The organism is Epilithonimonas caeni DSM 17710 (assembly GCF_000426465.1).
GTDB classification, from domain to species: domain Bacteria; phylum Bacteroidota; class Bacteroidia; order Flavobacteriales; family Weeksellaceae; genus Epilithonimonas; species Epilithonimonas caeni.
Genome location: NZ_AUFK01000003.1, coordinates 13,680 through 27,513, shown reverse-complemented (window position 1 = coordinate 27,513; position 13,834 = coordinate 13,680). Strand labels below are relative to the sequence as shown.

10 protein-coding genes are annotated in these 13,834 nt (G+C 38.3%); 3 read left to right on the top strand and 7 right to left on the bottom strand.

Annotation, left to right across the window (positions count from 1 at the left end; translation table 11 throughout):
* Positions 1-159 precede the first annotated feature (159 nt).
* The 4 genes from K319_RS0101025 to K319_RS0101010 form a co-directional block, all read right to left on the bottom strand.
* Entirely contained in the window at positions 160-1,359 is a 1,200-nt protein-coding gene (locus K319_RS0101025) for an efflux RND transporter periplasmic adaptor subunit (protein ID WP_034671188.1), read from the bottom strand.
* A gap of 35 nt (positions 1,360-1,394) precedes the next feature.
* Entirely contained in the window at positions 1,395-2,663 is a 1,269-nt protein-coding gene (locus tag K319_RS0101020) for an ABC transporter permease (RefSeq protein WP_027381929.1), read from the bottom strand.
* Between the two features lie 88 nt (positions 2,664-2,751).
* Positions 2,752-3,981 (bottom strand): ABC transporter permease, encoded by a 1,230-nt coding sequence (locus K319_RS0101015; RefSeq protein ID WP_027381928.1) that lies wholly within the window; start codon positions 3,979-3,981, stop codon positions 2,752-2,754.
* A 56-nt stretch (positions 3,982-4,037) separates the two neighbouring features.
* Positions 4,038-4,727, bottom strand: coding sequence for an ABC transporter ATP-binding protein (locus tag K319_RS0101010; protein WP_027381927.1), 690 nt, complete (start codon positions 4,725-4,727; stop codon positions 4,038-4,040).
* A 173-nt stretch (positions 4,728-4,900) separates the two neighbouring features.
* Here K319_RS0101010 and K319_RS0101005 point away from each other — a divergent pair, with 173 nt between their 5' ends.
* Complete coding sequence (locus K319_RS0101005) at positions 4,901-6,262, top strand: TolC family protein (RefSeq protein ID WP_027381926.1); 1,362 nt, start codon at positions 4,901-4,903, stop codon at positions 6,260-6,262.
* Between the two features lie 170 nt (positions 6,263-6,432).
* Here the strand turns inward: K319_RS0101005 and K319_RS19555 are convergent, their stop codons facing one another.
* The gene (locus tag K319_RS19555; protein ID WP_084403367.1) at positions 6,433-7,386 is read right to left on the bottom strand and encodes a hypothetical protein; all 954 of its coding nucleotides are present in this window, start codon (positions 7,384-7,386) and stop codon (positions 6,433-6,435) included.
* A gap of 28 nt (positions 7,387-7,414) precedes the next feature.
* Complete coding sequence (locus K319_RS0100995) at positions 7,415-9,274, bottom strand: M1 family metallopeptidase (protein WP_027381925.1); 1,860 nt, start codon at positions 9,272-9,274, stop codon at positions 7,415-7,417.
* Positions 9,275-9,496: 222 nt separating this feature from the next.
* On the opposite strand from K319_RS0100995, the gene K319_RS0100990 reads away from it, so the two are divergent.
* Positions 9,497-10,471: a zinc metalloprotease gene (locus tag K319_RS0100990; protein ID WP_027381924.1), complete on the top strand. Its 975-nt coding sequence runs from the start codon at positions 9,497-9,499 to the stop codon at positions 10,469-10,471.
* Positions 10,472-10,630: 159 nt separating this feature from the next.
* A complete protein-coding gene (gene bglX / locus K319_RS0100980) occupies positions 10,631-12,853 on the top strand; it encodes a beta-glucosidase BglX (protein WP_027381923.1) in 2,223 nt (740 codons plus the stop codon).
* A 132-nt stretch (positions 12,854-12,985) separates the two neighbouring features.
* On the opposite strand, the gene K319_RS0100975 is transcribed toward bglX, so the two are convergent.
* Positions 12,986-13,816 carry an endonuclease/exonuclease/phosphatase family protein gene (locus K319_RS0100975; protein ID WP_027381922.1) on the bottom strand — a complete coding sequence of 277 codons (831 nt, stop codon included), beginning with the start codon at positions 13,814-13,816 and terminating at the stop codon, positions 12,986-12,988.
* Between the last annotated feature and the right edge of the window lie 18 nt (positions 13,817-13,834).

Genomic DNA, 13,834 nt, shown 5'->3' with positions numbered 1-13,834 from the left:
CGAAGCTCCTGTAAATTACTTTGCAGGGCTTTTTCTTTTGAGTTTGGTTTTATTTTCATAGAAAAAAAATGAGAATAGATACACCCAAAGATTATCATCAAAAAATCCGTCTCGCTATAAAAACGAGACGGATTCTTTTAACAATTATAATTTAAAGGTCTATTTTTTCTTTTGTTCCTTCAACTCTTCTTTATCTTTATCAGAAGGATTCCACACTTTTACCTCAGCATTCTTATCGATTCCTGAAAGGATTTGAACATTGATCCCGTCACTAGAACCCAGCTTAACATATACTTTTTTGAAACCACCATTCGGTTGCTTCACTTCCACAAAGGCTTTATTATTACCCTTTTCATACTGAATCAGTGACTCATCCAAAAGTAATGCATTTTTCTGAGAACTCAACAATATCTCTCCATTCGCACTGAAACCAGCTCTGATATATTCTCCTGTTTTGTTGAAAACATCTCCTTCCACAGCAAATTTTATCGTTCCACTTTCTTCGGTTCCCTTTGGTGCAATCAAAGTTAGTTTTCCCGGGAAAGATTTGTTTTGCAAAGCACCGATTACGACGCTCATATCCATTCCTTGCTTCAATTTTCCAGCCTGGGCCTCATCTATATCACCTTTAAAAATCAATGAATTGAGGTCTGCAATAGAACAGATCGTTGTTCCGGCATTGAAAGAATTGGCCTCGATTACCTGGCTCCCCACTTTTACCGGGATTTCCAAAACCGTTCCTGCCGCTTTTGCACGAACTTGGGTGGTTGCCATACTTTGCAATTCCGGTGTTGCACCTGTTCTTACAATCTGTAATTGTTTTTGAGCAGCAGTCAATTGTTGGACCGCTATTTTTTGTTGCTGAATGGTTGTTTCCAATTGTTGTTGCGCCGTGATATATTCCTGCTTAGAAATCACACCTTGTTTGTACAATTTCGCCTGCATTTCGTATTGTTTCTGCTGATTATCAACATTCACTTTTGCATTTGCTAACTGAATTTGTGTGTTATTAACCTGCATTGTTGCGTTGTTAACCTCTGTAATATTTGGAACAATTCTAATCGTTGCAAGCAATTGCCCAGCTTCCACTTTATCTCCTTCATCTACGTTGATACTTTGGATGATCCCGGCAATATTAGGCTTGATCTCGATTTCTTCGCGAGGTTCGATCTTTCCTGTTGCCATTACTTTATCATCCAGATTCTTGATGCTTGGCTTTCTGGTCAGGAAAACTTCGTTCTCAGCCGAATTGGACTTGATAAGATAACCGATACCACCAACCAAAGCTACTACAAACAGTAATCCAAGAAATATGGATATTGCTTTCTTGAATGTAAATTTCTTTTTTTCTTTTTCCATTATATCGAAATATAGTTTAATTATTAATTATTAGTTTACTCCGTTCTCAATGCTTCAATCGGTTTGATCTTCACCGCTCGTTGTGCCGGGATCAATCCGATCACCAATCCAAGGAAAATCATAATTCCCATTGCCGAAAATACGTTGCCGTAATCTACGGTTGGATTGTAAAAAGGAAAAGCATCATTGTTCATTGTCAAAACGTTGAGGATGATGAGCAGGAAAATCCCGGATAGAAACCCCAACACTCCCGATGACAAGGTAATTACAACACTTTCCAGCAAAATCTGATTTCGAACTTCTGCCGGTTTTGCACCTAAAGCCCTTCTGATCCCTATTTCTTTTGTTCTCTCTTTTACTGTGATCAACAGGATATTCGAAATCGCTATAACTCCCGCCAAAATTGTCAAAGTTCCTACAACTATGGTCAGCAACTGCATTCCAGTTAAAAATCCTGTTACTTTTTTAAATTCTTTAGCGAGGTTGAAACTTCCAAAAGCATTGGTATCCTCAGGTGAAACGTGATTGATCCTCTTCAGTTCATCTTTCACCTTGGTTTCCACAAGTGCCGCTTCTGCATTGGGTTTTCCGACTATTGCAAAAAATCCGACCTTGTCACCTTCATTATACATCCCGGAATACGTCGAGAAAGGAATATAGGCCGATTGGTCATTCTCCATCCCACCGCCTCTCGGAACTCGGAAAACGCCTATGACATTGAAGAAAATACCTTTCAGATTGACTGATTTCCCAATTGGGTTTTCATTTTTCTTGGCATCGAAAAGATTTTTGTAAATTTCCTCTCCTATCACGATCACATTCTTCTTTCCTTGAATATCGGCATCATTGATATACCTCCCGAACAACAATTTTTTCTTGGATATCTGATTACCAACAGGAAAATCGCCTGTGATCATATAAGTATTTTTCTTTCCGTTCCTGGAGATCTGCTCGCCTGCCGTTCCAAAATTACCTCTTACGCTTTGAGGAGAGATATAATCTATTTCCGGAATTTTTTTCGTGATGTATTCTATATCCTTCAGATGAAGGTCCATTTTCCTACCTTTCGCGAAACCTTCGTAAGGAATATTGGTATTCTGTGGCCAAAGAAATATAGAGTTGGTTGCAAATCCTGAAAACAACTTATTGAAACCATTTTCCATTCCTTTTGCCGCACCCAACAAACTAACATACAAAAACATCCCCCAACCCACGCCTATCATCGTAAGAAACGTTCTGAGTTTATTATTCCGAAGGGAATAATAGATCTCCTGCCAGGTATCTCTTTTGAAAAGTATATTCACGTTTTTGTTTATAATTGATTAATGATAATGATTTCATTACTCTATTTCCAATTTCTCTCAAATTCTCACACTCTAAAACTCTATTTGCTTAATCTGTCCTAAGTGCCTCAATTGGTTTTATTTTCGAGGCTTTGTAAGCCGGAACAAAACCTGCAATTGCACCTGAAATAACCAAACAGAAAAATGCTGCGGCAATCAATCCCCAACCTACAGAAGGTTCGGTGATAAAATAATCCTCAAGATTATTTCCAATTAATTTCAAAGCCAGAACACCTAGTCCAACACCAACAAATCCGGAAATGACAGTGATCACAATACTTTCCTGTAAAATCAACGCAACAATTCCGGATGGTTTCGCACCAATTGCTTTTCTTACCCCAATCTCCTTGGTTCTTTCTTTGATGATGTAGACCATTATATTACTGATACCAATAATTCCTGCCAAAAGCGTCCCAAGCCCAATGAATCCTACAACTGCAGTAATTACGAACAAGAAAGCAAAAGAATCCTGCGTGTTTTTCGCATTATTATTAACCCGGATTCCCTGCTGGTCGTCTGGGGAGATCTGGTGTCTTGCTCTTATACTTTTCTCCAATTGGTCACCATATTTCACACCTTCGTCCGGTGTCATATTAGGATTATAGGAAAGCATCACTGTACTGATCGTATCGGAACTTTTCTTCATCTGCTGAAGTGTTGCCAATGGAATAGAAATATGTCGTTCATCCCAATCACCACCCGGATCGGAAAAGACACCAACAACTTTGAACATCGTTCCATTGATCTCCAGATCTTTTCCGATTGGATTCCCATCTCTTATCAGATCCCGCCAAACCATTCTTCCGATGGATGCAACGTTTTGTTTCTGCTCGTTATCCCGTTCATTGATGTATCGTCCGTCGATCATTGTTCTGTTTTCAAGAAATTTTTCATCTCCCAAAACACCATTAATTTGATAACTACCACTTTCTTTACCGTATTTTACGGTAAGATTGGTCTGATATCTTGGTGAAGCATATTCTAATTTCCCTTTGCTTTCTTTTACAATCGCATCGAAATCATCATTATTAAAAGTAATCTGTCTATCAGACTGAAGACCTGCGTATGGAATCGTGGTTTTGCCACCCCAAACCATGATCAGATTGGTTGCATCTCTTGTAAATGCCTTTGCAAATGAGTTATTAAGTCCATTTCCAATTCCAAACAAAACAATGAAAATGAAAAGCCCCAGCGCAACAGTAAACCCGGAAAGAACCGTCCGCAATACATTACTGCGAATAGAACTAAATATCTCTTGCCAGCGGTCTAAATCAAACATATTTTGGTTGTTGGTTAGTGGTTAATTTTTGTCAGGCTGAGGCTCTCGAAGCCACTTTATAATATGATTTGTTTGATGAACTCATCACTTTCTATTCTGCCGTCTTTCAGTACGACGTTTCTCTTGGTCTGTGCTGCAACATCGTTCTCATGAGTTACGACAACGATCGTTTTACCTTCGTTATTGATTTCCTGAAGCAGCTTCATAATATCATGTGTCGTTTTGGAATCCAAGGCTCCGGTCGGTTCATCGGCAAGGATCAGTTTCGGCTCAGAGATCAATGCCCTTGCAATGGCAACTCTTTGTTTTTGTCCTCCGGAAAGCTCACTTGGAAGATGTTCCGCCCATTCCTTCAATCCTACTTTTTCCAGGTATTCCAATGCTTTTTTTGTTCTTTCTTTTCTGGAAACATTCTGATAATACAACGGAAGCGCAACATTTTCCAACGCCGTTTTATAATTGATCAAATTAAATGACTGAAAAATGAATCCGATAAAACGACTTCTGTATTCTGCTGCTTTTACCTCTGTAAGATGTTTGATAGGAAATCCATCCAACTCATAAATCCCATTATCGGCCTCGTCCAAAATCCCGATAATATTAAGCAAGGTCGATTTTCCGGAACCGGAACTTCCCATGATAGAAACAAACTCACCCTGGTTGATACTAAGATCAATACCTTTCAGCACATGAAGTTTGCTCTTACCTGTATCGTAAGATTTGTTGACATCTTCTATTTTCAGAATCGGATGAGACATTGTCTGGATTTTACATATAAGTAAATCCGAATAAGGAATTGTTACAGTTTCGGAAAAATTATTTTTATGATTTTTTATTGAATCAGAATTTTAAAAAAAATTTAATTGCAGGCGTAACATTTTTACAATTCCAGAGTCTTATTGGGTATAATTTTTCTTTTATGCTTAAAAAAGTTTTTTGTATTTCGCTTTTGTCTATTGGAGTTTTGGGATTTTCCCAGAAGAAATGGACGATTCAGGAATGTGTGGATTATGCAATTAAAAACAACCTGCAGATCCAGGCACAGGCTTACAACAAAGATGTACAGGCAAAAAATCTGGAAATGGCTAAAAAGGAATATCTGCCTTCGGTTTCCGGAACGATTAATAACAATGTGAATTTTGGACAAACCTTGGTCGGAACAAGCAGTATCCGAAACGACAGTTATTATAACGGGGCTAATGTCGGGGCAAGTGTTTTGGTTTACAATAACGGAAGGCTTGAGAAAACAATCCGGAAAACAGGGTTTGATGTAGAAGCTAGCTTGCAGGACATCGAAACCATCAAAAATAATATTGCATTACAGATCGCACAACAATATCTGAATGTAATGCTGAACAGAGAAATCAAAAAAATCTCTGAAAGTGCGATGGATAATGCTCAGAAATTATATGAACGTGCCAAGATCACAACTGATGTCGGAACAACCGCCCAAACAGTTTTAGCGGAAGCAACAGCTTCCCTTGCAAGAGAAAAGCAGAATGTAAAAACAGCTCAGATCAATGTTGACAAAGCGCTTTTTGCAATGGCCCAACTTCTTCAATTACCCGATTACAGAACGTTTGATGTGGTTGACATTCCTGTTCCGGATGAATTGGTACCTCAAATAGAATCTGTGGAAGATGTGATCAATACTGCTTATCAAAACCAACCTGTTGTAAAAGCCGCAGAAACCAGAATAAAAGCCGCAGAAGCACAAACAGAAGTCGTGAAGACCAATTTCTATCCAACAATATCTGCAACTGCCGGCATCGGAAGTTTTTATAATAATCTTTTGAACAAAAACACCCTTGGCTACAGCGTAGATGCAGCTGGCAACCCTATTGCAATAACGGAAAGAAATTTTGCGCAACAATACAGTGATAATTTTGGGCAACAGTTAAGTTTGTCAGCTAACATTCCGATCTTCAATAAAGGAATTACAAAACTACAGGTTGAGCAGACGAAAATCAATGAAGTGATTGCCAAGAATAATCTGGAACAACAAAAATTCCAATTGAAGCAGGACATCCAACAAGCGCAGTTCAATGCAGATTCTAATTATGAAGTTTATATTGCTGCGGTTGAAGCGGAAAGAAGCACAAAATTAGCTTTGGATTTTGCTGAAAAAAGTTACGAAGCAGGACGTTCTACGATCTACGATATCAATATTGCCAGAAACAATTATGCTAATGCACAAGGGTCTGTTGCACAAGCCAAATATAATTATCTGTTCAGTATCAAAGTTCTCGATTTCTATGCCGGAAGAGGAATCAACCTATAATGACCTTTAATTATAGTCCATATTAGTTTTACATTTAGCAATTAGAATTTTAAAAAAATTTCAAATAAAAGAACGCTACAAGATCTGTAGCGTTTTTTTTACAAACTCTTCAAGTTACCATCCGTCGTATAATTTACGAAAATCTCACTATCCAGATTCACAGATTTGATTTAAGGGTTCGATATTACCTTATCCAGATCCAGCAGCAGATAATTAATGTTTTGATTGATGGTCCTCGTTGCAGACTGCATTTGATTCAGCATCGATGCACGGTTATGCAAATCAGCTGAACGGTAAAGTCCCCCGTTTCCAAAATTCACAGATTGATTTGCAGATTTCTCATCGCTGTCAAACTGATACTGGATCCATCTTTGCTTCATATTCTCTATGATAGAATGCTCACGATTTCCTGTAAACTTTTTCTCTGTGTACATATACCAGATGAAAGGCGGAAAATTCTTGGACAATAATTTTTGTTCCCAAATATCACGCAGGAGATTTCGCTCGTGGATAAACTCCACCTTCTTACCTTTCGGATTAAAAGTTGCCAAACCAAGGCCGGCTCCCAGCAAACCTCCGCCAATATTCACGGCATTTTCTACGCCATTATCTTTGATTACACCACCGGCCACAGAAGTCACTGCGCCCGTAATGATCGAGAAAAGGATCAGTCTGTTGTTCTGGTTGCTGTTCATATTGTCCACATAATTGGCCATCTGTGCCACTCTTTCGCCTTCACAGTCAAATTCCGCCGCCACAGCATCCAATTCTGTCAGCGCAATACTGATTTTACTATTGATTTTAGTTTTGAGCTGAACCACTCTCAATTGAGATTTTAAGGTCGAATCTTTTTTCAGGTCGATAATTTTCTCTGCTTCATCGATACTTTCCAAAGCATTAAGAATCAAAATGCTTTGGTCAGAAAAATAATTCTTGAGTTTCTGATTGGCATTAATGATAGAATCAGAATTGTATGAAGGTATTTTCTGAGAATAATTGTACTGAAGAGGAGCTTTGCAATAACTATCCTTCAGCGTCAGAATATTCTGCTGAATGTTTTTGTTCTTCTGCGTCACACAGGAAGCCAAAATCAGGAAAATCAATAAAAGACCAATATTTTTCATCCAAAATCACTTTTTTAAAACTAAAAAACTAAAGACTTTTGAAATTATCTTCCGGCGTATAATCCATAAAAATCCCACCATCGAGCTTGACAGATCTTACATTTTCTCCAACGTTCAATAAGATAGATGCATTCTTTGGCGTTTCTTTCCAAATTTCGGATGTAAAATGGAAATTCTCTGTTGAAGTATCTTGATATACTACTACCACATCAAAAGGAATTGCAAATCCGCCAACATTTTCAATATTTATGTTCAGACGTTTGTCGGATTGTGATACTGATTTTATTTTCAAATCGATATAATTATTTGTATAAAACCAATTATTGAAAAACCAATTCAGATTTTTACCCGACCCTGCATTCATAGAATTAAAATAATCCCACGGAATCGGGTGCTTTCCGGCCCAGTTATCCATATAATGATGAAGCGCTTTCTTGAACAAGTCATCACCTAAATAATCTTTTAGAGCGAGATAACTCAGCGCCGGTTTCACATAAGCATTATTTCCGTAACCTGCACCCGAAAGTTGGGAACTCATTGTAATGATCGGCTGGTCTTGCTCCGTAGAAGCATCATTGATCCAACGTTTCACACGGAAGTTCTTCATAAATTTGTCCGCCGCTTCTTTTCCGTTTTCGTCAATGCCGATCAAGTATTCCAGCATTGTGGCCCAGCCTTCGTCCATATAAGCATATCTGGTTTCATTGATTCCCATATAAAAAGGAAAATACGTGTGCGCAATCTCATGGTCGGCTGTCAGCCTAGCATCCCGCAAGTCGTCTGGGATACTCGTGTCGTTTATCATCATCGGATATTCCATATCGGCGTAACCCTGGACAGCCGTCATTACAGGAAAAGGATATTCCACACCCGGCCAGTTATCGGTAAACCATTTTAGGTTGTAGCGCATCCATTCTGTATATTGTTCAAAATCTTTTGCACCCGCATTGTAAGCCGATTGCACACTTGCTCTTTTGGTTTTCAACTGGACGCTTGATGCATCCCAGACATAATGATTGCTTAGTGCAAAACAGAAATCAACAATATCATTCGCCTTGAATTTCCATACATTCCAACCATTTTGTTTCGTCACTTTCCCAGATCTCATTTCATCAGCATTCGCAACGTGAATGACCTTATCTGATTTTAAAGATTCTTTGAAACGTTTCAGATATTCTGGTTGAAGAACCTCATCAGGATTCAGGAAATCACCTGTGGACCAAACCACAAAATTCTTAGGTGCAGAAATTGAAAAAGAATAATCATTGAAATCATTATAAAACTCCTGTCTGCCGTTGTGCTGCAACATATCCCAGCCATTGTAATCATCGTAAACAGACACTCTCGGGAAAGAATAAGCCACATAAAAAGTCTCTGGGTCTATTTGTCCTTCTCTTCCACTTTGCTTTGCCAATGGATATTCCCATTCGATCTTGATTTCGGTTTTAGATTTTGAAGCAATCGGTTTAATCAGTTTTACCGCCTCAACGGTTGACCAGCCATCACTATTAATGTTATATTTTTCACCATTTATAAGGAAAGATTTGATTTTAAGACCATCCGTCAAAGCATCTTTAGAAGCATATCCTGCTCTAGCCGACTGTGGCTTGTTGACATTATTCACAAACCGGATGGCCAAAACCTTCAATTCATCCGGACTGTTATTGGAATACCGGATCGTTTCAGAACCGGAAACAATCTTGGTCTTTGCATCCACTTTTACGTTCACATTATAGACACCTTTGTTCTGCCAGTAATTTTTACCTGGCTTTCCGGACATATCACGCGTTCCGTTTTCATAAGCTTTTCTGATGTTCCTCGGCATGTATAGTTCCTGCGCAGAAATCGCTGTTCCAATCAGCATCAATCCCAATAATAGTTTATTCATTTTTTAAATTTTAAACACCAAAAATAAAAATTTTATTATAGAAAGAATTTTTATCAATGGCCAGCTGATATATCCTTTATCTTTCCTCAAAAAATCAATTTAAACAAACGATTAATTAATAATATTCAACACATACTAATAGTTACTAAATATTTTGTTTAACAAAATACGTTTGAATGAAAAAAATATATACATTTGATAAAATTTTAAAAATATAATCCTATGAAGAAAACTTTTCTTTACCTCGCAACAGCATTAGCTCTCACTGCGTGTAATCAAAACTCAGAAACAGAAACTTTGGCTGAAGACAACTCAACGACAAGCGTTCCCGCCAGGCGTACTTGTCCTTCAGAAGAAATCAGGGCAGAATTATTGAAAAATGATGCTGCTGCGAGACAACGTTATAATAACATCGAAGCGGGAATACAGAACTTCATAAGTAGTGATAAAGTTTTATCAGACGGAACTGTGGATATCCCTGTCGTAGTTAATGTTATCTATAAGACCAGCGCAGAAAATATCTCCGATGCCAGAATTGCTGAACAAATAGCTATACTCAACGCTGATTTTGGTGGTACTAATACGGATGCTTCCAAAATACCGACAGAGTTCGCTGGTGTCAAGGCAGGCGATACGAAAGTTAGATTTCACCTTATAAAAACAGTCAGAAAATCTACTACAAAAACGAAATGGGGAACTAATGATGCCATGAAAAAATCTTCTTCAGGCGGAATCGATGCAACAAGCCCTGCAAATTATTTCAACCTATGGATAGTTGGCAACATGGGCGGAATCCTGGGTTATGCTACATTCCCGGAATCTGCCGGACTTTGGAATGACGGCGTTGTGATTGCTGCACCATACTTCGGAAAAACTGGAGCTACATCTCCTTATAACCTTGGAAGAACAGCAACCCACGAGGTTGGACACTATCTCAATCTAAGACATATCTGGGGCGATGCCAATTGTGGAAACGACCTGGTAGCTGATACGCCAACTCAAACCGGTGCCAATTACGGAAAACCAACTTACCCATTATATAACACTTGTAGCGGAACTTCCAGGTCTGTAATGTTCATGAATTATATGGATTATGTGGATGATGCTGCAATGTTTATGTTCTCCGCAGGACAAAAAACCAGAACTCAGGCTGTGCTCGCATCTTCAGGAGCAAGGGCCGGACTAAGAATTTATTAACAAAATATTTAATTTATCTAAGCTGTTTTTGCGAATTGCGAAAACAGCTTTTTTTGCGAATTGCGAAAACAGCTTTTTTTGTTTAGATATCATTATTAATGAAATTAAATATTATTTTTACAGATATTAATTTCTCAAAAAGAGACAAAACGTTTTCTAATGAAAAAACACTTCTTTTCCTTTCTGTTTATGACTTTTGCGATTAGCATTTCTGCCCAGAAAAGCATCGACCAAAAAGTCAATGAATTAATTTCCAAAATGACCTTGGAAGAAAAAGCAGGACAACTCGTCCAATACAGTGGCTTCGAATACGCAACCGGGCCTCAGAACTCTAACTCCAAAAAAGTTTTAGAAGAAATAAAAGAGGGAAAAGTCGGTTCTATGCTCAATGTAACTGGCGCAGAAGAAACCAAGGCTTTTCAGAAATTGGCTTTACAATCAAGATTAAAAATCCCTTTGTTATTTGGGCAAGACGTGATTCACGGTTTCCGAACGACATTCCCCATCAACCTTGGTCAGGCAGCAAGCTGGGATTTGGAAATGATAGAAAAATCCGAAAGGATTGCAGCAACAGAAGCCTCAGCTTATGGGATTCACTGGACATTCGCACCAATGGTGGATATCGCCAGAGACCCAAGATGGGGACGTGTGATGGAAGGTTCCGGTGAAGATACTTATCTCGGAACTAAAATCGGATTGGCAAGAATCAAAGGTTTCCAGGGAAAAGGTCTGGGAAATATTGATGCAATAATGGCTTGCGCAAAACATTTTGCAGCCTATGGCGCCGCTGTTGGCGGAAGAGATTATAATTCTGTGGATATGAGTTTGAGACAATTGAATGAAACGTATTTGCCACCGTTCAAAGCAGCAGCTGAAGCTGGTGTTGCAACGTTTATGAATTCATTCAATGATATCAACGGCATTCCTGCAACGGCTAACAAATATATCCTGAGAGATCTATTAAAAGGAAAATGGAATTTCCAAGGTTTCGTGGTTTCCGATTGGGGAAGCATCGGTGAAATGATAAAGCACGGCTACGCCAAAGACAATGCTGAAGCTGGCGAAAGAGCGATTCTTGCCGGAAGCGATATGGATATGGAAAGCCGAATCTATATGGAACAACTACCAAAACTGGTAAAAGAAGGAAAAGTGGATATCAAATTTGTGGATGATGCTGTTAGAAGAATTTTAATCAAAAAATTTGAAATGGGATTATTTGATGACCCTTATCGATATATCAATAATGACAGACAAAAACAACAGACGAACAATCTTGAGAACAGAAAATTCGGGAGAGAGTTTGGCGCAAAAAGTGTGGTTCTCTTAAAGAACGAGAAGAAAATCCTTCCGCTTTCAAAATCTACAAAGACAGTAGCTTTGATTGGTCCTTTTGGGAAAGAAGCCGTTGCGATGCACGGATTCTGGTCGGTTCCTTTCAAAGATGATGCGCAAAGAATCGTTACTCAATTTGACGGCATCAAAAACCAATTAGACAAAAACTCAACTTTGCTTTATGCCAAAGGTTGTAATGAAAATGACCAAGACAAATCGATGTTTGCAGAAGCTGTTGAAACAGCAAAAAAAGCAGATGTTGTGATAATGACTCTTGGAGAAGGACATGCTATGAGCGGTGAAGCGAAAAGCCGTAGTAATATTCATTTCTCGGGCGTTCAGGAAGATTTATTGAAAGAAATTGCTAAAACAGGAAAACCAATCGTTCTTTTGATTAATGCCGGAAGACCTTTGGTTTTTGACTGGGCTGCGGATAATATCTCGGCAATCGTTTACAGCTGGTGGCTGGGAACAGAAGCGGGAAATTCTATTGCGGATATTCTATTCGGAAATGTAAATCCTGGTGGAAAATTACCTATGACATTTCCAAGAACAGAAGGACAAATCCCAATCTATTACAACCATTACAACACGGGAAGACCTGCTGAAAAATCAACAGACAGAAACTATGTTTCCGCTTATATTGATTTGGACAATGACCCGAAATTTCCTTTTGGATTTGGATTGAGCTATACGGATTTCAAATATTCAAACTTTAATCTGAGTTCTGAAAATCTTAAAGGAAATCAAGCCTTAGCGATTAATGTCAATGTTGCCAATACAGGAAATTTTGACGGCGAAGAAGTGGTTCAGTTATACATCAGAGATTTGTTCGGAAAAGTCGTAAGACCTGTAAAAGAACTGAAAGGTTTTCAAAAAATAGCTTTGAAAAAAGGCGAAAACAAAACGGTTACTTTCAAATTGACTCCAGAAGATTTAAAATTCTACGATGACGAGCTGAATTACGATTGGGAAGCGGGAGAATTTGAGATAATGGTCGGGACTAATTCCAGCGATGTGATGACGAAGAAGATCGTTTGGGAGAAATAAGCTTTCTTATTAAAAAACCTTGCAGATTTTTCAGATAACGCAGATTTTTTCTAAAATGAATCTGCAAAATCTGCTTGATTTGCGAGAGACAAAAAATAAAATCCTCTTTTCATAAGAGGATTTTTGCTTTGTTTATTTCTTAAAACTAAACTCCGCCAAAATCGGAAAATGGTCGGAGGGATAAAGCAGATTTTCGCGTCGGTCATTAATTGTCCTATTGGACAACACATCAAAACCTTTTACAAAAATGTAATCAATTCTCTCTTTTGGAACCGTGTTGACATCAAATGCCGTGAATGTTCCTTTTGGTCCATAATGTAGTGTTCTGGAATGATAATAAGCATTATCCAAAGACTTTGAAATAATTTTTATTGGTTCAGAATCATCCGTTAAATTAAAATCCCCAGTTAAAGTTAATGGCAGATTTTTCGGATTGAGTTCTTTGATTTTTTCAAGAATCAGTTTTGCAGAATTCACTCTGGCAATATCACCAACGTGATCGAAGTGCAGATTCATCGCCAGGAATCGTTTTCCTGTTTTCTTGATTTTGAAAAACGCATAAGTGCAAACTCTATTGTACGCCGCATCCCAGCCTTTTGAAGGTTTTTCCGGTGTTTCGCTCAACCAGAAAGTTCCTGATTTAATAACTTCCAGTTTATTTTTGTCATAAAAAATCGCTGAAAATTCGCCTTGGTTTTTACCGTCATCCCTTCCAACGCCAACGTAATCATAATCTTTAAGTGTTGTTTTGATATCCGTCATTTGTTGTGGAACCGCTTCCTGAACCCCGAAATAATCCGGATGATAATAGGACATCAACGCCAAAGCATCGACTTTTCTATTATCCCAAGAATTTTCCTTGTCACTTTCCAAAGACAGCCGGATGTTGTACGTCATCACTTTCAAATCCTGGGAAAAGAAAAGATTAGACGACAATAATAATCCGAAAAATAATTTTTTCATTTTAAATTTTTATAATTG